We start from the raw sequence: 24,549 nt of genomic DNA, 5'->3' as shown, positions 1-24,549 counted from the left end.
CACAGAAATAGTGAACTATGTTAGCATAATCTATAGTTATTTAGCCGGATGCGGCTAATAAATACTCGCTTTAGCAAAGCGGAAGGAGTACGGATTATGCTGAAGGCTATAATTGTTGACGATGAGCCCTGGGTGCTGGAAGGGCTGCGGACAATGGTGGACTGGGCGAAGTACGGATTCGAGCTGTGCGGTGAAGCCATGAATGGCCCGGATGCGCTGCGAATGATCGAGCTGCATCAGCCTGATCTTGTACTGACCGATATTAATATGCCGGTCATTAACGGGCTGGAGCTGATTTCCAGAGTGAATGGAACGATGGCAAGACCGCCCCGGTTTATTATTTTGAGCGGATATGATGATTTCCAGTACGCCAGAATTGCCCTGCGCGAGCGGGTGGAGCAATATTTGCTGAAGCCGGTTGATGAAGAGGAGCTGGAGCTTCTCCTGAGTCAGATCAGCCTTCTGATTCAAGCTGAAATCGCTTCCATTCAGGAGCGTCAAAAAAAGCAGTCGATCATTATTGGCGGTATGCTAAGCCGCCTGATTCTGGGGGAGAACGAGGAAGACTTCCGCTTGATGGCCTCTAACGTGATGAAGCTCAGCGGAGATACGGAATTGCTGGGCCTTCTGATTGATCCGCCTGCAGCGGCAGCGCATCTGCACCCGATGCAGTCTTTCTTCACTCCTGAGCCGGCGTACAGCAGCTTCCAGGACCGTGCTGAGCGGACCGGTCTGCTGCTGCAGTCGGCAAGCCTCTCGCGGGACAGTCTGAGGGCCGGTGCCCAGCGCCTTCAGCAGGAGCTGACGGCGCTTGCACAGCAGCCGGTAACGATAATGGTCAGTGACCGGATGACAGGCATTGAATCTGTTAAGGACATTTACCTGCAGCTGCTGGAAATGTGGAAGCTCCGATTTGGCAAAGAGCAGGGTGGTGTGTTCTTTCATAGTGATTTCAGGAAATGCAATACAGCGGCTAGCCGGGAGCAGACGGCTTTTTCTGAGCTGCCGGGGAAGGTGCTGGCCGGTGACCCGGATGGGATTGAATCCTGTGTAAAGGATATCTTCATCTCCTATGCCCAGCAGTTGTCTGCCGTGGAAGCCGTTCAGGCCGGTATCGCCCATCTGGAAATGACTCTGTGCCGGCTTGTTGCAGAGCATAACGGAGAGCCGGGCACCATGATGAACGGTCATCAGGCCAAATACGGGCGGCTCGAAGATCTCGGCGACTATTCCCGGTTAAGCCATTATGTAAGCGGTCTCTGTACAACGGCGGCTGTTTATCTGGCACAGCTGCAGGAGGCAAATGAGGGGAACACCATCTATAACGTCATCCGGTATGTGGATCAGGAATTCCGCAGCAAGCTGCAGCTACAGGAGCTGGCCCGGCAGTTTCATATGAATCCGGCCTACCTCGGACAGCTGTTCCGCAAGGAGACCGGACGAAGCTTCAGCGAATATTTGAACGTTAAGCGAATTGAAGCGGCCAAGGCACTGCTCAAGCGGACAGAGCTGAAAATCTCCGATGTGGCGGCCCAGGTCGGCTTCAGCAACACGGATTATTTTATCGACAAATTCAAAGGAATCGCGGGCGTTCTGCCCTCTGTATACAAGAACTCTGACCACCACAAGCAGCTATAGGAAAGCCGGGTGCACTATTCCATGCTCAAGAAAAGATTCCGCTTCACTAATATCGTCAATGACATTCCGTTGAACTCCAAGTTCTTCCTGATCTATATTATCGGAGTGCTTCTGCCTATCATGATTATTAATCTGGTGTTTCTGGGACGGATTACCGATCTGATCAAGTCAAGGGAGGAGCAGAACCTCCAGATTTCTCTCGAGCGGGCAAGAAAGGACATTCATGACTTTATTGAAGGCGGGGTTGCCGTCAGCTATACCCTGTCCACAGACAAAAATTTGTATGAAATGCTGGATAGGCCCTATAAGGATTCCATTGATTTTTACGGTGCCTACGATGAGGATCTGCGCGACCGTCTGAACAGCTACATGCCCGTAAACAACCAGATTGAGCGGATTACGGTATTTACCGCCAACCAGTCTATTGTATCCGGCGGCAATTATCAGGCTATTAACGCGAAAATCCGGACAAGCAGCTGGTACAGGCAAGCCGAGTCTTCCGGCAATCAGGTGGTTGTAGCCGCCTACCGGATAAGTGAGAACAGTAACTCTTCCACACCGATGCTGAGCATCATTGACTGGATGGATCACTACAGCTCATTCGGCACGTATGAGAAGCTGTCGCGGATTGACCTCGACCTCAGTGAGGTGTACGACATCATTGTCCGGGAGAAGGATTACCTCAGCCTCTACCTTGTCAATGAGCAGAATCAGATTGTAATGTCAGAGGCAAGCGGCTACCAGCATGTAACGGACGAGCCTTACCCGCTGTTCACGCAGCCGGAGGACTCGGACCAGGAGGTGCATATCCTGCCTATCGGTACGGCCAATTACCTCAAAGGCTGGCGGATTATCGGCATTACGCAGGGAGAGCGGATTGCCCAGGCCGTTCTGGATATCCGGCTGTATGCAGCGGTGCTGGCGACCACGATCACGCTGCTTACCTCGGCGTTCATCTATGTGATGCTGCGCTCCTACAATTACCGGGTGAAGCGGCTGGCCCGCCATATGCAGAAGGTGAGCAATGAGAAGTTCGAGCTCATCAGGATCGACGAGGGCCGTGATGAGATCGGCGGACTGATTCATAATTTCAACCGGATGACCTCGCGGATCAATTCGCTGATTAATGATGTGTATAAGCTGGAAATCCAGAGCAAGAACCTGGAAATGGAGCGGGTGAGGGCCGAGCTGAACTTTTTGCAGAGCCAGATGAATCCGCATTTCCTGTTCAATACGCTGAACGCCATTCTCGTGGTCTGCACCAAGAACAAATATGACGATGTGACGGATATTATTAAAAGCCTCTCGAAGCTGCTGCGCAGGCTGCTCCGGTCGAAGGAGGACCTGGTGTCGCTCCAGGAGGAAATGCAGTTTATCGAGATGTATCTGAAGATCGAGAAATTCAGGTTCCGTGACAAATTTGATTATCAGTTCGAAATAGAAGAGCAGGCGCTGGCTTACAAAATACCTAAGCTGAGCATGCAGCCGCTTGTCGAGAACTCCTGCAAGCACGGCCTGCAGACCATAGAGGGCCTTGGGGTGATCAGAATCAGGGCAGCTGCGCGGGAGGACCGCTTGCAGATAACTGTTTCAGACAACGGAAAAGGCATGGATGCTGCCAAGCTGAAGGAGTTGCTGCATAATATCCGCACCGAGGATTCCTCCGGGCTGAATATCGGGATGCGTAATGTATACCGCAGGCTGGAGCTGTATTATGCGGATCAGGTTACTTTTGAAATCATCAGCGCACCCGATGAAGGGACGTCCGTGTCGTTCGGTATCCCGCTGAAGCTGCTGGAGCGGATTCATCCGCCGGGAGGAGAGTGAAGGCTGTGACCATGTATAAAGTGCTGCTGATTGATGATGAGCCTAGCGCTCTGGAGGCAATGGAGCTGTGGATTGACTGGCAGGCGCTGGGTTATGAAATTGTCGGGACCTGTGCGAACGGCCAGGCGGGACTGCAGATGATCCGGGAGCTTGCGCCGGATCTCGTCATTACAGATGTGAACATGCCGCTGCTCAGCGGCCTGGAAATGGTTGCCGCCTGGCAGCAGGCAGGGGGCAGGGAGACCAAGTTCGCCATTCTCAGCGGCTACAGTGAGTTTGAATATGCGCAGACAGCGATCCGGTACGGTATTCATCACTATCTGCTGAAGCCGGTATTTCCGGAGGAGGCCGGGGAAGAGCTGCGTCAAATCCGCCTGGAGCTGGAGCAAGAGGCACACAGCCGCAAATGCCGTCAGCTTGCCGTGTCCGAGGAGGCTGCGGCGTTCATCAAAGGGCTGCTCCTCGGGCAGCCCTCTGTACAGGCTGCCCCGGAGCTGCTTGCCGGGCTGCCGGAAGACCCGGACAGCTGGAGTGTATGCCTGATCCTGACTGAGACACAGCGTTATGCCGAAGTCAGAGGCCAGGCTGCTGCGCTGCTCACGGGTATAAAGGGCGCGGTTCTGGCCGATATGGAAGCGGGCTGCTGTGCAGTAGTGCTTGGCAGTGCTTCGGCTGAGGAAGGCCGCCGGACACTTGTGCGGATATCGGATGCACTGCGGCAGGAGTGCCCGGATATTCCGTTATTCATGGCATCCGGTGACAATGCGGCTATGCTTAACAGTATAAATTACAGTTACCAGACTGCTAAAGAGACGCTGCAGCATTTCTTTTATAGAGCCCCTGCAGCAGGACTGCTGATGTATGAGGAGATACGTGATACTCCCTTCAGCAGCGATTACGGCTATATCCGGCTGGCTGACGAGCTGGCCGGCTTTGTAAATACACTGGATCTGACCGGTTTCCGGCAGGCAGCGCACAGCGCGGCCGGCAGCTTCCGTGCGCAGCAGGTGTCTCCCGGCACAGTGAAGAAATTCATCATTCATCTGATCTACCGGATTCGGGAGCTGGCTCCGCCGCCGGAGGACATGCGCCAGGAGAACTTAGGGGAGCACCATCTATCCGAGCTTACCAGCCGGCTGCTTACGCTGGAGAGGCTGATGGATTATCTGCTGGCTGCAGCGGAAGCGGGGATTGGACTGCTGCTGCAGGAGCGGGGCAGGCGCTCGCACGATGTTGTAAGAGATATCAACCTCTACATCCGGGAGCACTACCGTGAGAGCCTGACGATTCAGAGGCTGGCGGAAATCTTTTATCTGCATCCCGTCTATCTAGGCCAGCTCCTGATCAAAAAGAACGGGATGGGCTTCAATGAGCTTCTGCACAGCCTGCGGATTGAAGAGGCGGTGAAGCTGCTGGAGGAGCGCAGGCTCAAATTGTCGGAGATTGCCGAGAAGGTGGGCTATGCCAATTACGGGCAGTTCCTGAAGCAGTTTGAGAAGAAGATGCATCTGTCCCCGAACGAATACCGGCAGGCAAAGTCCTAAAGTTTTTGGGGTTATACCTTTAATTCGGTTGTATTTTGCGCCTGGGATCACCTCTATAATTCATAAATGTAAGTGCTTACAAGAAGCGTAACCAAAAATATGGAGGTGCTTTATGGGGGGCAAGTCAAAACGGACGTTCAAGGTTTCATTGATCACGCTGTTATCCCTGAGCTTTGCACTCGCCGGCTGCGGCGGCAATAACAACAGCAATACCAAGGATAATGCCAAGGCTGAAGAGACCGGTGCGGCCCAAACCGCAGGAGCTGCGGATACAGGCGACAAAATTGAACCGTTCAATATCAGTGTATTTCTGGGTCAAGCCGGCCAGCAGCCGACACCGGACAACAAAATTTACAAGAAAATCAAAGATGAAACGGGCGCCAGCTTCAATTTCGAATTCTTGGCAGGCGACATTAACCAGAAGCTGGGCGTTATGATTGCCGGCCAGGATTATCCCGATATGATGACAGGGAATACGAAGCTGACCGCGGCAGGTGCCTATATTCCGCTTGAAGACCTGATTGAACAGTATGCACCGAATTTGAAAGCGCATTATGCGGATTACTGGAACATGATGAAGGACCCTAATGACGGGCACATCTATATCCTGCCTAACTATGGAGTCTACAACGGTAAAGTAAACAGCTCCTGGTATTCAGGCCCGGCTTTCTGGATTCAGAAGGCAGTACTCAAGGAATTCGGCTATCCGCAGGTCAAGACACTGGATGAGTACTTTGACCTGATTGAGAAATACAAAGAGAAGTATCCGAAAATTGACGGCAGTCCGACCATCGGCTTCGAAATTCTGAATTATGACTGGAAAAACTGGGGGCTGTTCAATGCGCCGCAGCACTTGATCGGACATCCAAATGACGGCGGGGTCGTGGTCAAAGACGGTGTAGCCGAGATTTTTGCAGACAAGGATTATGCCAAACAGTACTACCAGAAGCTTAATGAAATCAATCAAAAGGGTCTGATCGATAAAGAGACCTTTGTGCAGAACTACGACCAGTATATGGCGAAGCTGTCCAGCGGAACCGTTCTGGGTATGTTCGACCAGCACTGGAACTTCAATGCGGCCGAGGATTCCCTGACCACCCAGGGCAAAATCGAACGTACCTATGTGGGGCTTCCGCTCGTATACGATAAGGCTACCAAAGACTATTACCGTGACCTTGCCGTTCTAAATCTTAATAACGGCTTCGGTATCAGTATCAACGCCAAAGATCCGGTGAAAATCATCAAGCTGCTCGACACCCTGATTCAGGAAGACTGGCAGAAGACCTTCTCCTGGGGTATTGAGGGCGAGGATTATATCGTAGAGAACGGCAGATTCATGAGAACACAGGAACAGCGCGACAATGCGGCCGATGCTACCTGGCAGCTGGCCAATAAAGCCAAGGCACTCTTTGACTTCCTGCCTAAGACGGAGGGAAGCTTCAGCGACGGCAACTCTACCGACGCGGCAGCACAGCCGGAAGAGTATAAAGCAGGGCTGAAGCCTTTTGATAAAGAAGTTCTTGATGCTTACGGCTTCGATACTTATGTGGACTTCTTCAGTGAGCCGCCTGCCAATCCGGTCTACTACCCGGCCTGGTCCATTGATCTGATTGAGGGCTCCGATGCCAAGATAGCCAACACCAAATTAACTGAACTGCAGACCAAATTCCTGCCTAAAGCGATCCTTGCGAGTCCGGAAGAATTCGATTCTGTGTGGACCGATTATGTCGGAGAAATCAAGAAAGCCAATGTGAAGGCTTACGAAGACAAAATCAATGAGCAGATTAAATGGAGAATTGACAACTGGAGCAAGTAAATGAAGGCGCAGTGAACTAGCAGGCGGAGGGCCGTTCCGGCCTTCCGCCTGCTCCAATAAACGATGGAGCGGGGAGACAATTACTATGGCTGAGACCTTAGAAACAGAAATAGCCGTCCGGCATTCCAACCGCCGTAAAAAGAAGAAGCGGCCGGTTACCTGGTCGCTGATCAAAAGCCAGAATCAGCTGATCTGGATGTCAGTGCCTTTAATGCTCTACATTATTCTTTTTGCCTATGTGCCCGTCTGGGGCTGGACCATGGCCTTTCAGAATTACCGGCCTGCCAAGTCTTTCAGTGAACAGGAATGGGTAGGCTTCAAGCAGTTCAAATTTCTGTTTACCGACGACAATTTCCTGCGTGTCCTGCGCAATACCTTATCCATGGGGATCATTAACCTGGTGCTCGGATTTGTAACGGCGATTGTGCTGGCGCTGCTGCTGAATGAAATCAAAAATGTGCTGTGGAAAAGAACAGTACAGACCATCTCTTATCTGCCGCATTTCCTGTCCTGGATTATCGTTACCGGCATTGTGGCGACCTCGCTGTCGATCAATGACGGGATTGTCAATATTGTACTGATGAAGCTGCACCTGATTAAGGAGCCGATTCTGTGGCTCAGTGAGGGGAAGTACTTCTGGGGCATTGTCGGCGCCTCCCACGTGTGGAAGGAAGTCGGCTGGAATACAATTATTTATCTGGCGGCGATTGCATCAATCGATCCTGCGCTGTATGAGGCTGCGGAGATCGACGGGGCAAGCCGTTACAGAAAAATGCAGTTTGTCACGCTGCCCGGAATCAAGGCAACCATCGTCATCCTGATGATTATGTCGATCGGCCATGTGCTGGAGGCAGGCTTTGAAGTTCAGTATCTGCTCGGCAACGGGCTGGTTGTGGACTGGGCAGAAACGATTGATATTTTTGTACTGAAATACGGTCTCGCACAGGGCAACTATTCCCTCGCAACCGCGGGCGGTATTTTCAAAACGGTTGTCAGCGTAACACTGCTGCTTATGGCGAACGGCATTTCCAAGCGGCTTGGGGAAGAGAGGTTGTTATAAATGATGGATAACCGGCAGATTAGCCCTGGGCAGAAAACAGGCATGACGGTGAGAAGAAGCATCGGTAAAGGTAAGCTGGAGCCTGTGCTGTTCACCACCTTTAATACGGTGTTTATGATTTGCCTTGTTGTTGTCACCCTATATCCGTTCCTGAATACAATTGCCGTTTCGTTTAACGCGGGGAATGACACGATCCGCGGCGGCATTTACTTATGGCCGAGGGCCTGGACTTTCCAGAATTACAAGGCGATCTTTGCCTCCGGCACGATTTATGATGCTTTTCTGATTTCAGTAGCGCGGACGGTGCTGTCGACAGTGCTGAATATCTTTCTGACGACGATGCTGGCCTACACGCTCAGCCGGCGGGAATATGTCTTCCGCCAGCCGATTACGGTGGTTTTCGTGCTGACGATGTATTTCAGCGCCGGTCTGATTCCGAGCTACTTTCTGATCAAGGATCTGAACCTGATTAACAGCTTCTGGGTTTATATTTTCCCGTCGATGATCAGCGCCTTTAATATGATTGTTATCCGGACTTATATCGGTACCATTCCTGAAAGCCTGATGGAGTCGGCGAGAATTGACGGAGCCGGAGACTTCAAAATCTTCATGCGGGTGGTCTTCCCGCTGTGTAAACCGGTGCTTGCAACGATAGCGCTGTTTGTGGCGGTGGGTGCCTGGAACTCCTGGTTCGATGCCTTTATCTACACCTCCTCCCGGCAGCACCTGAGTACACTGCAGTACGAGCTGATGAAGCTCTTGTCCTCAACGATGAACTCCAACAGCAACCCGAACGTTGCGGCCGGGGTAGGGATGGACCAGGATTCCGCGCGGGCGCTGGTGACACCGCTGTCGATCCGGGCCGCGATTACAGTAGTCGCCTCAGTTCCGATTTTGCTCGTGTATCCGTTCATGCAGAAGTATTTTGTGGTCGGGCTGAATGTGGGTAGTGTTAAGGAGTAGGAGCTGAAATTACAGGTACCTTTAACGAATTAAAGAAAGGTTGTCTGCATTTATATGAAGCGATCATTCATACAGTACATGAACCCGGTTCTGCCGGGTTTTTATCCTGATCCGAGCATTACCCGGGCGGGAGAGGACTATTATCTGGTCTGCAGCACCTTTGAATATTTCCCCGGTGTTCCGCTGTTTCACAGCCGGGACCTGATTCATTGGGAGCAAATCGGCCATGTGCTGGACCGGATCAGCCAGCTCGACATCCGCAATTGCGGCAGCTCTGACGGAATTTATGCGCCAACGATCCGTTATCATGACGGAGTGTTTTATATGATTACAACGGATGTGCGGGGAAGGGGTAATTTCTACGTGACTGCCGCTGATCCGGCAGGGCCTTGGTCTGATCCGATTACTGTTCCCCACGGCGGTATCGATCCGTCACTGATGTTCGATGAGGACGGCAAGGTCTATGTGACCGCCCAGCAGGGGGCAGGCTATGATTCTCATATCATCCAGTATGAAATTGATATTGCTACCGGAGCAGCACTGACTGAACCGGTGGTGATCTGGACCGGGGACGGCGGGCCGTGGCTGGAGGGGCCGCATCTGTACAAGATTAACGGGATGTACTATATCATGGCGGCCTCCGGCGGCACGGCCAAGGAGCACCGCGAGATTATCGGGCGCAGCAGCTCGCCGTATGGTCCGTTCGAGGAGCTGGCTGAGCCGATTCTGACCCATAGGGGCATAGAGCATCCAATCCAGTATCTGGGCCATGCCGATCTGATCGAAGGTCCGGACGGCGGATGGTGGGCGGTCTTTCTTGGTGTACGTCTTGGCGAAGAGGGCTACGGGGTGCTTGGCCGGGAGACGTATCTTGCTCCGGTGAACTGGAGCGAAGACGGCTGGCCGATGATTGATAACAATGAGGGTACGGTTGGGCTGGAGATGATTGTTGCGCGGTCTTGCGGCAGTTCTGGTGAAGCCGACAGGGCTGTTGATTGTAATAGTGAGCCGCGTGAATTGGAAGCTGCCGGTGAGCTGAATGAGAAGGAGGAAATTACGGCTGCTGAACGTTTTGAAGGTGGCGTTAAGGAGTACGCACAGGAATACGGCCGTTATAACGGACGGCACGAATTTACCGGCAGTGTGCTGCCGTCTGACCTGGTCTTTCTGCGCAATCCTGCTGAGCAAAGCTGGTCGCTGGAGAAGCGTCCCGGCTGGCTGGCGCTGAAGGGCCAGCCGGCTGGACTCAGCGATATTGGCCAGACGGCATTCGCCTGCCGCAGGCAGCAGCAGTTTACCGCTGAATGGAGCACACTGCTTGAGCTGGACGCTCAGGCAGACGGCGCGGAGGCGGGGCTATGTGTCCGGATGAATGAGCGGGCACATTATGAGGTTGGAATGGTCCATCGGGAAGGACAGTCTCTCGTGTTCGCGCGATTAACGGTGAAGGGCAAGGTTGAACTGACAGCAGAAATCCCGGTAACCGGAAACAGGGTGTTCCTGAAAATCGCCGCTGATTATTACGAATACCATCTGCTTTATTCTATGGACGGTGAGGAGTGGACCCGTCTGGCAGCAGGATCAGCGTATGAGCTGTCGCCGCAGGCTGCGGAGGGAAATGCTTTTACCGGAATGGTAGTTGGCATGTACGCTACGGGCAACGGCCGGGAAATGCCGGGTTTTGCTTATTTTAATTGGTTTGAATGGCGGGCTTGAGTTGGAGCATCTATTGAATCTGCAGAGGGAAGACCGCTGGAGGTTTACTATTTACGCAGGGTGAGGGCTGAAATTTTATTTTTTGGGAGGCTGCCAGGGATGGGAAATAACAGCTTTAACGGGCCGTCTTTAAAGGGCATGTTTACTGATGATTTTAAGATCGGCGCAGCGGTAAATCCGCTGACGATCCGCTCGCAGGAGCAGCTGCTCGCCTATCATTTCAATAGTATCACCGCCGAGAATGAGATGAAATTTGAGAGTGTGCACCCGCAGGAGGAGGTGTACACCTTTGATCAGGCGGACGAGCTGGCGGCTTTTGCCCGGGGGCACGGGCTGGCGATGCGGGGTCATACACTGGTGTGGCATAACCAGACAAGTGACTGGTTATTTACGGATGGAGCTGGCGAGGCAGTGAGCAAGGAGCTTCTGCTGTCACGCCTGAAGTCGCATATTGATACAGTTGTCGGACGTTACCGGGGGCAGATTTATGCCTGGGATGTGGTTAATGAGGTCATTGCCGATGAAGGCCCTGAGCTGCTGCGGCCATCCAAGTGGCTGGAGATTGCCGGCCCCGAGTTTATTGCCAAGGCGTTTGAATATACCCATGAGGCTGATCCGCAGGCGCTGCTGTTCTATAACGACTACAATGAGTCGCACCCGCAGAAGCGCGACAAAATATATGCGCTGCTGAAGTCGCTGCTGGAGCAGGGAGTCCCTGTTCACGGTGCCGGCCTGCAGGCACACTGGAATCTGTACGATCCGGCACTGGATGACATCCGGGCAGCGATCGAGAAGTACGCTTCGCTCGGACTGCAGCTGCAGCTTACCGAGCTGGACATGTCCTTGTTCCGCTTCGACGATAAGCGGACGGACCTGACAAGCCCGCCGCCGGAGCTGCTGGAGCTCCAGGCGGAGCGGTATGAGGCGGTATTCCGGCTGCTGCGGGAATACCGGCAGGTCATCTCGTCCGTCACCTTCTGGGGGGCAGCGGACGATTACACCTGGCTGGACAACTTCCCTGTCCGCGGACGGAAAAACTGGCCGTTCCTGTTCGACGAACAGCACAGGCCAAAGCCCGCATTCGAGCGGCTTGCTGCGCGCAGCCGCTGAGCCGCTGAGTCACAATTAGCCAAGTAAGCGGAGTCATCCGGCGTTGTGCTATTACTCTGAATGAGGCGTGATCGGATTTGTTAAAGTAACTGTATGGGTTTTCAACGTCTTATCATTAATCCGAATGAAGCACATTATTTAGTTAGAGAAGCTATACAAGCTAAGCAGCGGTCTCCGGTTTATGGGACCGCTGCTTTGTTTATGCAGTTAAGTAACTTTGCCATAAGCCTAAAGCTGGCTGGGAGCGGTCGTTAAAGGGAAAAATCCCATTAATACACCCCAGAATCCCGCCTCAAGCCCGCCATCAAAGGAAAACCCCCTTTAATTTGCCGGCCCCCGGCTATAAAGCAGCCACCACCAATAAAGCTGACCGCGCACCGAGGTTTGACCTACTTCAAAGCAGCAGGATAATTTTAACTCCAGCCGCACATCCTTAGAAGAAGGTATTCCTCCAGTAGGTCTGATATATCATTTTCAAAATAAATGATGACACAGTGAAGGTTATGCCTTATTATTTAAAGAGATTTTTAATAAAACAGTTTTAAAATAGTTGTAGTACACTTTACGGGGGAACAAGCTTTATTATCAGTAAGTCCGGAGAGGGGCGGAATACGATTTTAGCGCTGAGCGGAGTAAGTAAAAGCTTCGAACTGAAGGAAGGCAGTCACTATGCGGTCCGGGACGTATCGCTTTCGGTGAAACCGGCTTCAGTCCACGGGATTATCGGGGCCAGCGGAGCCGGCAAGTCGACGCTGCTGCGCCTGATGAATCTGCTGGAGCGTCCCGACAAAGGCGTTGTGACGGCAGGCGGCAAGGAGCTGACAGCATTAACAGAGAAAGAGCTGCGCCGGGAGCGGCAGAAGATCGGCATGATCTTTCAGCACTTCAATCTTGTCGCCAATGCTACTGTCAGCCGCAATGTGGCGATTCCGCTGGAGCTGGCCCGCGTGCCCAAGGGCGAGCGGCAGAAGCGGGTGGCCGAGGTGCTCGATTTTGTCGGCCTGTCCGATAAAGCGGAGCAGTATCCCGCCCGGCTCAGCGGCGGACAACGGCAGCGGGTAGCGATTGCCCGCGCCCTGGCGAACAGCCCGCAGCTGCTGCTGTGCGACGAGCCGACCTCTGCGCTGGATCCGGTCACCACGGCGGATATCCTCAGCGTGCTGAAGCATATTAACTCCGCGCTCGGCGTAACGATCGTTATCGTAACCCATGAGCTGGATGTGGTGCGCAGTATCTGCACTGAGGTCTCCGTCATGGAGGGCGGGAGGATCGTGGATTCCTTTTCCCGGGAAGAGAACGGGTTCCTTCCGCCTTCGGGGCATACCGGCTCCTACCGCGAGCAGATTACCGGCAAGGCAGGTGGGCGATAATGTGGGAAAGCATGCTGAAATACCAGGATTTGATGTGGGAGTCCATCGGTGAAACCTTTGTCATGGTCGGAATTTCGATTTTGGCGGCTTTGCTGGTCGGGCTTCCGCTGGGGACGCTGCTGTATTTTTGCCGCAAGGGACAGCTTTATGAGAACCGCAGCCTGTCGCTGGTGCTGAACAGCATCGTCAATGTGGTCCGCTCCTTCCCGTTCCTGCTGCTGGTGGTGGCGCTGATTCCGGTAACCCGCTTTCTGGTTGGAACCGCTATCGGAACAGTCGCATCGACGGTGCCTCTATCCGTGGTCGCCGTTGCCTACTATGCGCGTCTGGTGGAGCAGTCCCTGCTGGAGGTTCCCAGGGGTACAATTGAGGCGGCCCTGTCGATGGGGGCATCAAAGCTGGAACTGATTTTCAAGTTTCTGTATGTGGAAGCGCGCTCGGGCCTGGTGCTCGGACTCACGGCCTCAACGATCAGCTTTATCTCTTTTTCAACGGTGATGGGTGTGGTTGGCGGCGGGGGTGTGGGCGATTTTGCCATCCGTTACGGGTACCAGCGGTTTGAGACAGAAGTGATGGTATACGCCATCGTCGTTATGATTGTGCTCGTGCAGCTGATCCAGTTCACCGGAAGTACCGTGGCAAGACTGCTGGATAAGCGCTGATTTAAGGAAAGACTGAAGTCGGAATGTGCAGGCTGTACTATTTTGAAATCCAAATATAAACAATGGGGGTTATTGAAAAACAATGAAAAAGTCCATGATTGCGATGCTGATGCTGTTCGTCCTGATTGCTGCAGGCTGTGGTAACAACACTAACAATGCTCAAAATACTACTGAAGCTACAGAGGCACCGGCGGCAACAGCTGCAAGTTCAGAACCCGTGAAAATCAAGGTAGCAACGCTGATTCCCCCGATGACCGATATTCTTGATATTGTAAAACCGCTGCTGCTTGAAGATGGGGTGGATATGGAGATCGTCGTATTGTCCGACAATGTACAGCCGAATGAGGCGCTGGCGAACAAGGAAGTGGACGCGAACTTTTTCCAGCATGTGCCTTACATGACGCAGTTCAATGACAGTAAGGGCTCGAACCTCGTTCCGGTACAGCCTGTGTATGATGCGATCTACGGCGGATATTCCAAAAAGTACAAATCCATCGAGGAGCTGCCGGAAGGCGCGAAGCTGGTAATGGCCAATGACCCGTCGAATATCGGACGTTCGCTGCAGATGTTTGCCGATGCCGGTCTGATCAAGCTTAAGGATGGAGTAGGCATCACAGCAACCCAGGCGGATATTACGGAAAATCCGAAGAACTTCAAGTTCGAGGAAGTCGATCTGCTGATGCTGGCCCGGATGCTGGATGACGGCGATCTGGTGGCAATGACCCCGGCTTATGCCAGTCCGCTTGGCCTGACTCCGAAGAAGGATGCGCTGATTACCGAACGTGAGGATTCCGAGTTCACCATTACGCTTGTAGCCCGCGAAGATAACCAGGGTTCCGATGCCATCCAGAAGCTTGCAAAACGCATCAGCGGCCCTGAGGTGAAGAAGTTCCTGGAGGATAATTATGCAGACATCGCTCTGCCGGCTTTTAAATAACATGTAATGAAAGAGGCTATCCCTGTGAACCATCACCGGGGGCCTTTTTTTATGTGATACTATGCAAATGGGAGATTCCTCCGATAATAAACGGGCTAACGCGCTTGGCCAGCTCGGCAGGCGCTTCTGTCCGGCCATCCTGATTCCAGCGGTAGGTGACCCCATAGATGGACCAGCTTAGCAGCGTTGCGGCGGAGCCTAATTCTTTGGATGAGACCGGTGTGCCCGCCGTTCTGCCAAGCAGCCGGAGAAGGAGCTGTTCCAGCTGGAGCTTAATATTTTCTTCAATCAGCAGTGCCACGGAATCATATTTCTTGACGCAATGCTGGCTTGATTCGTGGTAAGCGCACAGGGCCACAATAAGCTCCAGAAGGGTCTGCCCGGTCAGCGGGGCTTCTGCCTCCAGCTTCTGGACGACCAGGGTTGTAAAAGCACTGGACAGCATAGCTTCAAGCAGCGCGTATTTATCGGCAAAATGGGCATAGAACGTAGCCCTGTTAATAGTTGCGTTACTGGTTATATCACTGATCGTAATCTGGTTGAAATCCTTGGTATTCAGCAGGCGGAGGAAGGCGTCCAGAATCAGCTGCCGTGTCCGGATCACACGCGGATCGGTCGGATTAGGGGATAGTACATTAGCCATCAATGAACATTCCTTTCTGGTGTCAAAAGATTCTTCTAATTATAATCATGAGCCAGTGTGACAACAAACGTTTCTTTTTTTCCGACAATTGTCCAAGGGCTTCGCTTAAGCAACATTCCGGCGGGATTGTCGGTTGTTGGGGGGCTGTCTGATTGGTAAGCTTGCTTACAGATCCCGCCGTAAACGGCTTGGGAAAATACCCCGGGCGAGGACCCGGAAGTTCTGGGAGGCGTTGCAATTGAGGAATGAGCAGCAGACACAAGCATTGGAAGCCTTGTTTGAGCCCTATAAGGTTCGGCGATTAACGATACCTAACCGGATTGTCATGTCACCGATGGCGCGGGCTTTTTCGCCGGACGGAGTGCCGGGAGAGGATGTAGCTGCGTACTATAGCCGTCGAGCGGAGAATGAAGTCGGACTTGTGATTACAGAGGGGGCGGTTATCGGCCACCCGGCAGCGGCGAGTGAGTCCAGATTACCGGATATGTTCGGGGAGGCGGCTTTGGCAGGCTGGGGCAGAGTAGTGCGGTTGGTGCACGAAGCGGGGGGCACGATTTTCCCGCAGCTGGTGCATATGGGGATGATCCGGCCCGAAGGCACGGGGCCTAATCCGCACGCCAGGTCTCTCGGACCCTCAGGGCTTGATCTTGAAGGCAAGCAAGTGAGTGAGCCGATGACTGAAACGGAGATTGCCGAAGTGATCCGGGCATTTGCGGAAGCGGCTGAGCATGCGCAGCGGGTCGGCTTTGACGGGATCGAGCTGCACGGGGCGCACGGTTTTCTGATTGACCAGTTCTTTTGGGCAAAAACAAACCGGCGCACGGACCGTTACGGAGGCGATGGTCTGCAGCGCACCACCTTTGCGGCGGAGGTAGTGCGGGCTGTACGTGCTGCGGTGGGGCCGGAGTATCCGGTCTCGATACGGCTGTCGCAATGGAAAATGGCGGACTACACTGCGAAGCTATGGGAAACGCCGGAGCAGCTGGAGCAGTTCCTGAAGGTACTGGTTGAAGCGGGAGTAGATATTTTTCATGTTTCAACCCGCCGCATCAACGAGCCGGCGTTTGCCGGATCAGAGCTCAGCCTGGCAGGCTGGGTGAAGAAGCTCAGCGGCAAGACGACCATTGCTGTCGGCTCCGTAGGCATAGCAGGTGACGGGGAGGACAGCTCCGTTAATTACGGCATACTGAAAGAGAAGCTGGAGCAGCAGGAATTCGATCTGGTGGCTGTAGGCCGCGCGCTGCTCGGCGATCCGGCGTGGGCGAAGAAGGTGCATGAAGGCAGGCTGGACGAGATTAAGCCGTTTACACCGGAAGCTGCGGCTGTACTATATTAAGCCGGGTGTTACAGGATACAATGCAAAGCAGCGGTTGCTCCATTAAGGAAAGGAGAGACCGCTGTTTTTTTATTACTCTAGTCATGTCGTTGTAAGCGGCTGGCATTAACCGTTAGTTTTCAGCAAAGCAGGAACCTCGAAGCAAGCCGCATCAATCCATGTTCCAGTGGTAAAATCGCGTCCACGCACCACAGCAGAGTCTGCGGGAATTTGTCCAGAATGGAGCGCAGCTCCTTGTCTTGTGTAACCCCGTACCAGTTCTGCGCTTCAAGCGAGCCGGCCACGGTGTTGATCAGCGGCTGATGCAGGAAGAGAAAGACGGGCTGCTCCGCTTCAGCTCGTCCGCCAAGCTTCAACTCCAGCCACTGGAGCTGTTCAGCCGTGTCAGTACGTTAATCTGATCATAGACCTGCAGCGCCTGGACCATCTGCACCACGAACAGAAACAGGGTGGTTGGTGAAATCAGCGGCACGGTAATCCGGAAGAATTTCTGCACAGCGCCGGCCCCGTCAAGCTCGCCTGCTTCCAGCAGATCGGAAGGAACATTCCGCAGCTGGAGATTTTGGCACATGCGGAAGATACGCCTGAAGAGGAGCGGCTGTCCTGCAGCCGGGACCTCGAGAAGCTGCGTTGAGTCACGGCATGCTGTGTCCGTTTTTTTGCGGGAATTTGAACCGTCCCCAGTCTGCTTTTGCAGGTTAGCTTCACTTTGTACAACTATAATGCACAAAAAACACTTATTCAGCGTGCTGACGAATCGTAATTTCACCTCAGGATTATGGATGTTCTGATAACGATATAGCATCCGTTAGGAATTGTATCTTTCGAATCGTTGGAGTTTGCTTGACTATGCCTACGATACGTTTACGCCGGAATAATTCATGCTATAATTTGGCCAGGAGGCTGACGTAATGGATGAAATGGATATCAGTATTCTGAAGCTGCTGGAGAAGAGCGGCAGGCTGTCCCATGAGGAGATCGGCAAGCTGCTGCATATTTCGCGTCCGTCGGTCCATCAGCGGGTGGCGAAGCTTGAAAAGAATGGAATCATTAAGGGCTACAGAGGGCTTGTCGACTGGAGCAGGCTGGATCAGAAAATCAAGGTGGTTATTTCGGTCAAAGTGGTCAGCCGCCACTTCCAGGAGGTAGCCGAGCAGATAGTGGCCATGCAGATTCCCGGGGTGACGCTGATAGAGTGTCTGCGTATGGCCGGGGAGTGGTGCATGATGCTAAAAGTGCGGGTAGGCTCGCCGGAGCAGATTACTCAGCTGATTGATGAAATGGTCAAAATTCCCGAAGTCAAGGAAACGTCAACCACCTTTGTGTTATCCACCATTTATGAAGATGGCTTGAAGGGGGAATAGAAGTCCTCTGTAGCAGCCTTATCTATTAAATAATCCGGGTTCACAGCCTAGTCTGGGGAATGCACTAAGCTGTGTAAGTCCGGATTTTTTTGCACAGACACTTGCAGCAGGATTTTTCTTACATACCAAATTCAGAAAAATTGGGAGGTAATAATAATGAGACCTACAGCCAAAATGCAGACAGAGGCGGCACATACGCCAGGCAAACCCGGCAAAGCCTTCTACTTAACCGGCGTTGCCCTGGTGGCCGTCTACCTGTTCTGGGGGGGCACCTATCTCGGAATGAAGGTGGCCGTTGAGAGCATGCCTCCTTTTCTGATGGCCGGAGCCAGATTCTTCACAGCAGGTGTTGTGCTGTATCTCCTCTCCAGGCTGGGCGGTGCACGGCGTCCGATGCTTAAGGAATGGCGCTCGGCCGCGATTGTCGGCGCACTGCTGCTGCTTGGCGGCAACGGTGTTGTCGCCTGGGCGGAGCAGCGAGTGTCCTCGTCTGTGGCTTCGCTGATCGTAGCGGCAGTCCCTGTCTGGATACTGCTGATAGGCTGGCTCGGCCGGGGCGGCAAACGGCCCGGGGCCGGAGTTATCGCCGGCATTGTGCTGGGCTTTCTGGGCATAGCGGTGCTGGTACTGCAGCCGGGTCAGGGCAGCGGAGGAGGGCCGAGCCTTGACATCATCGGAATCATTGCTCTGCTGGCGGCATCCATCAGCTGGGCTGCGGGCTCGATGTACTCTCGCGGCGCCCGGCTGCCAGGCTCCCCGCTGATGTCCACGGCGGCGCAAATGCTGACCGGGGGAGTACTGCTGATGATCTTCTCCGTGTTCACCGGAGACTGGAGCCAGCTGAATATTGCACAAATTACAGGCCGCTCATACCTCGCCTTTGGCTATCTTGTTGTATTCGGCTCGGTTATTGCATACACCGCCTACATCTGGCTGCTCAAAAATGCCGAGCCCACGCTCGTCTCAACCTATGCCTTTGTAAATCCGGTTGTGGCCGTTCTGCTTGGCTGGCTATTGGCCGGGGAGCAGCTGACGGCCGGGACCTGGATATCAGCCGCTATCATTATTGCCTCGGTGGCGGTAGTTACGGTGTTCCGCGGCCGGCCGGTAAAGGTGCAGGATAGCAACTCAAGCAACGTTTGATATGACCAAGGTAGGGCGTAACATTGCAAGGCTGAGAGGGCAGGCGGGGATCACGCAGATGGGACTTTCGGATAAATGGCCGAATGACCTGACCGTCTAATCTGGGCGGCTTGAATATGCCGGAATTTCATCAAATAACAACAGGCAGACCCGTAACCATACGGATCTGCCTGCTCCATTATTTTCGCTATTCCGTCTGCCGCAGCCGTTCAATCAGCGTATCTTTACTCAGCATCCTGTACGAGCTCAGGGTTACCGTGTAAGCAATGACAGCCAGCACCGGGACGACCAGCACAAAGGGCAGCCAGCTCATGCGGAATAAGGTAAAAGCCGTGTTGCCCGCGATGCTCTTGGCAATGTTATAAGTGAGAAAGACACCGAGGGTTGAGGTAATGGCTGTGGTCAGAAGGACATTGTACAGCCCCTCATAGATCAGCATTTTTTTGAGCTGGCGTTTGGTCATACCGATGCTCTCCAGCAGAGCGAATTCATTCCTCCGCATAATAACGCCGGTAACGACTGTATTGATATAATTCAAGACACCAATCAGCGCAATAACGAAGCTAAGGCCATAGCCGATAATCTGAAAAACCCGGATAAATCCGTCCAGCTCCTCCCGGTAATCCTCTCTAGATTTAACCACCAGCTCATCACTGGAAGCGGCCAGAGCTTTGGCTGCCTGTGTCGCACTGTCCAGCTTGTCCGGGTCAATATGCAGGGTTGCTGACAGCGCCCATGGCGGGTTGGTCCCCGCAGGCAGCTCTCTGGTTAATTCCGATGAGGGGAAAAACGCATTAAACCCGTACGTTGAGAAAGCCTGGGTCGTGGCAGCATAGAGTGCATCGTAATTCATCACAGCCATAACCTCATAGCTTTTGCCCAGGTTTTTGAACTCTATCATGTCACCGGGATGATGATAATTAGTGTATTCGTCCTCGCCAAACATAAGAGTTTGAGCCACCAGCACATAGTCACCTGAAGCGAATTTCTGCCGGTCGAAATGCCCTTCAATTACATCCTTCTGCACCAGGTCATACCACCCGGGATCGATGCCGTACAATTGCAGATAAATGGAGTTTCGCTCCAGCAGGCTGGTAAGATAAGGCTCCTTCGGCTCTGTCTCTGACAGAGGCTGCAATACAGCACGTATTTTCTCATCCATATCATGAATATCATAATAGTAGTAAACCTTCTCCACACTCTCCACGCCGTCGATCCGCTCCAATTCACTGCTAAATGCTTCCGACAGCTTATAAGGATCACCTGGGCGCTCACCTTCATGTGTTTCAATTTTCTCATTGCGGATCACCACATCCCCGGAAAGAAACGTGCTAAGATACTTATTCACATCCAGCGAACCTATTACCGTAAAAATAATGCTGAACAGCACTATGCTCAAGGAGAGGGAGGTCAGCATGAGGGTGAGCTTCTTTTTGCTGCGGAACAGGTTCGTGAAAGCCATGACATGCAGCCGGCCTCCGCGCTTCAAGCGTTTGTTCATCCGCCGCGTTGTCTGCACTCCCGTATACCTGACTGCTTCGACAGGGGCAATCCGCGCGGCCATCCGGCCGGGCTTGCCAGCGGCAATCCATACTGTCAGATAGGCGAACAGGGCGGCTCCGATAAAAATCCACGGGCTGGCGGAATAAGCGGCTTCCATAGGCTCACTGGAAAAAGTGTTCAGCATCGGCGTGAGCAGCCGTCCGATTACGTAGCCTGCAGCAAGGCCGAAGGGAAGCCCGATCAGATATAATACTTGTGATTGTACTCTGAGCATGCGTTTGAGCTGCCTCGGTGTCGTCCCGATCGCTTTTAGCAGACCATAAAACTTCACATCCCGCACAACTGATATGTAAAAAATATTATAAATCAGCAGATACCCGCTTAGCATAATAATGAAGATGACAGCTACATAAGGCACAAATTCAATTAGATTGTCGGATAGGGAAGATGTCGTATAAGCCCAGTTGACCCCAGTAGGTCTATCTATACCTGTATCGGCGAGCACTTTATCCAGCTTTTTTTCAATATCGACGGCATTCTTGAACATTACGCTCATCTCTTCGGTGTTTACATAGGAGCCGCTGGCTTCAGACTCTGCCGGATCGATCCCTGATATGTGTTGTTGCACCCATGCATCGGAGACAAAGGCCAGCCCTGCGATCGCCAGATTTTTATCCGCTTCATAATAGCCTGACACGACAAAATCCTGCTTGAGAACACGCTCCGTAATATCAATGTCCAGCTGTATCTTTTCACCTAAGGCGTGCCTCACACCAAGCTTATCCAGCACCCAGGTGCTCAGCACAACCTCGTTCTCAGCTTCAGGCAGGCCTCCTTCTATTAAATGAATGAAGCTATGTTTAGCGGAAGCCTCATCAATCCGTTTAACCTCTACCGGACTGTCCCGGAACACCTCGTTCCGCAAAAGCCCGGCATGGAGCATAACACCGTATTCCTTAATGCTCGGATGCTCCCTTAATATCTTTATCTGCTCAGGGCTTACCCGTTTGAAGCTGCCGTGAAAATCTGTCCCGACCGTCTTCATCATCGTTAATTCCATCGACTTGTTAAGGCTGAGCGACATCGTAAAAATCGAGGTTATCAGCAGAGTCGTCAGCACCACAGCGGAGATGACGGCCAGGTTGCGCAGCGGACTTACCCGCAGGCTTTTGATGGAGAGCCGGGTTACAATCTTGCCGTTATTATTGGCAATCATAATGTCTTAGCTCCGGCCGAGGCTGCGTTCCCGGATACAATGCGCCCGTCCTCGATACGGATAATCCGGTCGGCTGTCTGGGCGATGGACTCGTTATGCGTAATCATGACAATGGTCTGATTGAACTTTTCGCTCATTTGCTTCAGCAGGATCAGCACTTCCTGGCTTGTTTTGCTGTCGAGATTGCCTGTCGGCTCGTCCGCCAGAATGATCGACGGCTTGGTAGCGAGCGCTCTGGCAATAGCGACCCGCTGCTGCTGTCCGCCAGAGAGATTAGAAGGGAGGGAATGGATTTTGGACTGCAGGCCCAGCGCCTGAATCACCTGATCCAGATACATCCGGTCAATTCTGCCGCCGTCGAGCTCGATGGGAAGCGTAATATTTTCAAGTACACTCAGGATCGGTACCAGATTATAGCTCTGGAAAACGAACCCGACCGAACGGCGCCGGAAAATCGTCAGCTTCTCATCACTCATCGCAAAAAGCTCGTTACCATCCACAGTCACCTTGCCCCCCGTAGGCCGGTCCAGACCGCCCAGCATATGCAGCAGAGTGCTTTTTCCGCTGCCGCTGGTGCCGACAATGGCGACAAATTCCCCTTTTTCTACCGTCAGGGATATATCATCCAGTGCTTTTACCGTAGTCTGCGGATCTTTGCCGTAATATTTCTTCAGATTTAAGGTGCTTAGAATCGGCATTTGCGTATCTCCTCCATCATTCGTGATTGTCCTCTAAGATAACAGACCATTCTAACCGGACAGTGTCTGAAATCTGACGGAATTGACACATTCAGAGCTGGGGGAGATAGATGGTAAGCCTGCTTCCTTGCCCTGGCTGCGATGCTGCTGTGATGTAGCCGCCCTGGATACTGATGATTTTTTGCGCCAAAAAAAGTCCGATCCCGATCCCCTCATACTCCCTGGCGATATGCCCCCTATAGAAGCGTTTAAATATATGCTCCAGCTCGTCCTCCGCAATTCCGATTCCTGTATCCGCTACCTCGATCCTGGTGAACATCTCATTGCCTTCCGCTGTAATCCGGATACTGCCGCCCGGCTCCGTATATTTCACTGCATTCTCCAGCAGATTGAACAGCGCTTCACTGGTCCATTTATAATCGTGGCGGGCTGCCGTAAGCGGGTCGCAGTCTATGGTAATGATGATATTTTTGTTGCCGGCGCGTGTGTACAGGTGGGAGAGGGCGCTGGTAATGGTTGCGGCAACCGGCCTTACTTCACTTTGTAAGTGGATCATGCCCGACTCCATCCTGGATAGCTTGATGAGCGAGGTTATCAGCCATTCCAGCTTTTCCGACTGGGCCTCGATCTGCTGCAGCAGCTGCCGGGTGTCCGGACTCAGGTCCGGGGTTTCGGCAACCAGCTGGCTGTAGAGCAGGATATTGGAGAGAGGTGTCTTGGTCTGATGGGAGATGTCGGAGATCAGCTCCTTGATCATGTTCTTTTCGGCAGCCAGGTTATGCTCGTTGGCCTTCCCCACTTCAATATAGCGCAGCAGCTTATGTTCAAGGGAGGACAGCCGGGTCTCGTCAAAAAGGGTCAGCTGCTCCCGTCCGTGAATCGCCCGGTCCACCATCTCATCCACCGTATCCATGAAGCCTGTAGTCTGCCGCTGCAGCATACGGTTATATAGCGCACCTGCACCGAGCACGGCAATCAGGAACAGTAGAGTGAGCTGCAGGAGTGCCGGATTGAACCCCTCCAGATAGAACACGGTTCCGGCATAACCTATTAATAGAAGCAAGAAGAGCGCAGCGAAAATAAACCGGAGCCGTCCGTCATGCCGGACAATGCTTTTATTGATCATACATGCGGCCTTTCTGCCCACATGTACCCGAGGCCGTAGACAGTTTTGATATATTGGGGCGAGGCAGGGTCGTCCTCAAGCTTGGCACGCAGCCGTTTTACGGCCACGGTCAGGGCGTTCTCATCCACAAATTCTGCATCCTGCGACCAGATTTTATCAATTAGCTGCTCCCTGCTTAAAATGCTGCCGGGATTCGAGACCAGGATGTTCAGCAGCTTGAGCTCTGTTTTGCTAAAAGCCAATGGCTCCCTATGCTTATAAAATTCCAGCTTTCCGAAATCAAGGCTCAGTGCACCGAACGTAAGGACCTCGTCAGCCTGAGGGGCAGTCCGTTTGAGTACAGCCATTACCCGGGCCCGCAGCACCATCAGGCTGAACGGCTTCGTAATATAATCATCCCCGCCAATGGCGAATCCGGTAACAATATCCGGCTCCATGTCGTTGGCAGTCAGGAAAATAACCGGCACCTGCGAGCTTCTCCTCAGCTGCTCGCAATAGTCCAGGCCGCTTCCGTCAGGCAGATTAATGTCCAACAGAATCAGGTCGATTTTGGTTGTATTGAAAATCTGCTCCGCCATAGCCAGTGTGTAGGCTTGCTCGATTTGCAGTCCGGTCTGGGCGAGGGAGAGGGCGATGCCTTTGTTCAGGCTGCGGTCGTCTTCGACGATTAATAGGGTTTTCAAGGGCGTTGCTCCTTTGGGTTGGGCAAATATAATTTATTATAGTAGGGAATGGGAAAGTGAAGGTTTATCTCAATATTATGTACAGCTGCTTAAGATGGCGCAAGCCGCTTTTATCACATTCCGGATGCCGGCACAGCAAAGAGGCTGCCCTGTCTGCAGAAATTTCTGCAGACAGGGCAGCCTCAAATTAGCAT

The 24,549-nt window shown here is 52.9% G+C and carries 21 protein-coding genes; 14 read left to right on the top strand and 7 right to left on the bottom strand.

The features are described 5' to 3' along the window. The first annotated feature begins 96 nt into the window (after positions 1 to 96). The 11 genes from NST84_RS26130 to NST84_RS26080 all read left to right on the top strand — a co-directional run bounded on the left by NST84_RS26130 (position 97) and on the right by NST84_RS26080 (position 14,643). Complete coding sequence (locus tag NST84_RS26130) at positions 97 to 1,638, top strand: response regulator (RefSeq protein ID WP_342563000.1); 1,542 nt, start codon at positions 97 to 99, stop codon at positions 1,636 to 1,638. Positions 1,639 to 1,659: 21 nt separating this feature from the next. Continuing rightward, complete coding sequence (locus tag NST84_RS26125) at positions 1,660 to 3,465, top strand: histidine kinase (protein ID WP_342562999.1); 1,806 nt, start codon at positions 1,660 to 1,662, stop codon at positions 3,463 to 3,465. An 11-nt stretch (positions 3,466 to 3,476) separates the two neighbouring features. Continuing rightward, positions 3,477 to 5,009: a response regulator gene (locus NST84_RS26120; RefSeq protein ID WP_342566529.1), complete on the top strand. Its 1,533-nt coding sequence runs from the start codon at positions 3,477 to 3,479 to the stop codon at positions 5,007 to 5,009. 112 nt (positions 5,010 to 5,121) lie between these two features. Next, positions 5,122 to 6,825: a sugar ABC transporter substrate-binding protein gene (locus tag NST84_RS26115; protein WP_342562998.1), complete on the top strand. Its 1,704-nt coding sequence runs from the start codon at positions 5,122 to 5,124 to the stop codon at positions 6,823 to 6,825. A gap of 85 nt (positions 6,826 to 6,910) precedes the next feature. Further along, a complete protein-coding gene (locus NST84_RS26110; protein ID WP_068725679.1) occupies positions 6,911 to 7,885 on the top strand; it encodes an ABC transporter permease subunit in 975 nt (324 codons plus the stop codon). 3 nt (positions 7,886 to 7,888) lie between these two features. Continuing rightward, positions 7,889 to 8,848, top strand: a complete 960-nt coding sequence (locus NST84_RS26105) for a carbohydrate ABC transporter permease (protein WP_128083637.1) — start codon at positions 7,889 to 7,891, stop codon at positions 8,846 to 8,848. A 54-nt stretch (positions 8,849 to 8,902) separates the two neighbouring features. Beyond that, positions 8,903 to 10,564, top strand: a complete 1,662-nt coding sequence (locus NST84_RS26100) for a glycoside hydrolase family 43 protein (RefSeq protein WP_342562997.1) — start codon at positions 8,903 to 8,905, stop codon at positions 10,562 to 10,564. Positions 10,565 to 10,663: 99 nt separating this feature from the next. Then, a complete protein-coding gene (locus NST84_RS26095; RefSeq protein ID WP_342562996.1) occupies positions 10,664 to 11,674 on the top strand; it encodes an endo-1,4-beta-xylanase in 1,011 nt (336 codons plus the stop codon). Positions 11,675 to 12,288: 614 nt separating this feature from the next. Further along, positions 12,289 to 13,044, top strand: a complete 756-nt coding sequence (locus tag NST84_RS26090; RefSeq protein ID WP_342566528.1) for an ATP-binding cassette domain-containing protein — start codon at positions 12,289 to 12,291, stop codon at positions 13,042 to 13,044. Next, positions 13,044 to 13,706 carry a methionine ABC transporter permease gene (locus NST84_RS26085; protein WP_342562995.1) on the top strand — a complete coding sequence of 221 codons (663 nt, stop codon included), beginning with the start codon at positions 13,044 to 13,046 and terminating at the stop codon, positions 13,704 to 13,706. Before NST84_RS26090 ends, NST84_RS26085 begins: the two co-directional genes overlap by 1 nt. A gap of 82 nt (positions 13,707 to 13,788) precedes the next feature. Beyond that, positions 13,789 to 14,643: a MetQ/NlpA family ABC transporter substrate-binding protein gene (locus tag NST84_RS26080; protein ID WP_342562994.1), complete on the top strand. Its 855-nt coding sequence runs from the start codon at positions 13,789 to 13,791 to the stop codon at positions 14,641 to 14,643. A gap of 49 nt (positions 14,644 to 14,692) precedes the next feature. Here the strand turns inward: NST84_RS26080 and NST84_RS26075 are convergent, their stop codons facing one another. Next, on the bottom strand, positions 14,693 to 15,286 hold the full coding sequence (locus NST84_RS26075; RefSeq protein WP_342562993.1) for a TetR family transcriptional regulator: 594 nt from the start codon (positions 15,284 to 15,286) through the stop codon (positions 14,693 to 14,695). Between the two features lie 238 nt (positions 15,287 to 15,524). Here NST84_RS26075 and NST84_RS26070 point away from each other — a divergent pair, with 238 nt between their 5' ends. Then, positions 15,525 to 16,622, top strand: coding sequence for an NADH:flavin oxidoreductase (locus NST84_RS26070; protein ID WP_342562992.1), 1,098 nt, complete (start codon positions 15,525 to 15,527; stop codon positions 16,620 to 16,622). Positions 16,623 to 16,741: 119 nt separating this feature from the next. Here NST84_RS26070 and NST84_RS26065 read toward each other — a convergent pair whose 3' ends face one another. Both NST84_RS26065 and NST84_RS26060 read right to left on the bottom strand, forming a co-directional pair. Beyond that, entirely contained in the window at positions 16,742 to 16,978 is a 237-nt protein-coding gene (locus tag NST84_RS26065; protein ID WP_342562991.1) for a hypothetical protein, read from the bottom strand. Beyond that, positions 16,975 to 17,193: an ABC transporter permease subunit gene (locus NST84_RS26060; RefSeq protein WP_342562990.1), complete on the bottom strand. Its 219-nt coding sequence runs from the start codon at positions 17,191 to 17,193 to the stop codon at positions 16,975 to 16,977. The genes NST84_RS26065 and NST84_RS26060 overlap by 4 nt, the downstream gene beginning before the upstream one ends. 340 nt (positions 17,194 to 17,533) lie before the next feature. Here NST84_RS26060 and NST84_RS26055 point away from each other — a divergent pair, with 340 nt between their 5' ends. Next, complete coding sequence (locus tag NST84_RS26055) at positions 17,534 to 17,986, top strand: Lrp/AsnC family transcriptional regulator (RefSeq protein WP_342562989.1); 453 nt, start codon at positions 17,534 to 17,536, stop codon at positions 17,984 to 17,986. A 156-nt stretch (positions 17,987 to 18,142) separates the two neighbouring features. Beyond that, positions 18,143 to 19,129: an EamA family transporter gene (locus NST84_RS26050; RefSeq protein WP_342562988.1), complete on the top strand. Its 987-nt coding sequence runs from the start codon at positions 18,143 to 18,145 to the stop codon at positions 19,127 to 19,129. Positions 19,130 to 19,316: 187 nt separating this feature from the next. On the opposite strand, the gene NST84_RS26045 is transcribed toward NST84_RS26050, so the two are convergent. From NST84_RS26045 to NST84_RS26030, 4 genes are all read right to left on the bottom strand, one after another. Further along, a complete protein-coding gene (locus NST84_RS26045) occupies positions 19,317 to 21,848 on the bottom strand; it encodes an FtsX-like permease family protein (RefSeq protein WP_342562987.1) in 2,532 nt (843 codons plus the stop codon). Further along, positions 21,845 to 22,546: an ABC transporter ATP-binding protein gene (locus tag NST84_RS26040; RefSeq protein WP_342562986.1), complete on the bottom strand. Its 702-nt coding sequence runs from the start codon at positions 22,544 to 22,546 to the stop codon at positions 21,845 to 21,847. The genes NST84_RS26045 and NST84_RS26040 overlap by 4 nt, the downstream gene beginning before the upstream one ends. Before the next feature lie 91 nt (positions 22,547 to 22,637). Next, the gene (locus tag NST84_RS26035; RefSeq protein ID WP_342562985.1) at positions 22,638 to 23,672 is read right to left on the bottom strand and encodes a HAMP domain-containing sensor histidine kinase; all 1,035 of its coding nucleotides are present in this window, start codon (positions 23,670 to 23,672) and stop codon (positions 22,638 to 22,640) included. After that, positions 23,669 to 24,355, bottom strand: a complete 687-nt coding sequence (locus NST84_RS26030) for a response regulator transcription factor (protein WP_342562984.1) — start codon at positions 24,353 to 24,355, stop codon at positions 23,669 to 23,671. Before NST84_RS26030 ends, NST84_RS26035 begins: the two co-directional genes overlap by 4 nt. Positions 24,356 to 24,549: the final 194 nt, after the last annotated feature.

Origin of the sequence: Paenibacillus sp. FSL R7-0345, from assembly GCF_038595055.1 — a bacterium.
Taxonomy (GTDB): Bacteria; Bacillota; Bacilli; order Paenibacillales; family Paenibacillaceae; genus Paenibacillus_AQ.
Note: the sequence above shows the minus strand (reverse complement) of the source record. Positions and strands in the feature narration are given on the sequence as shown.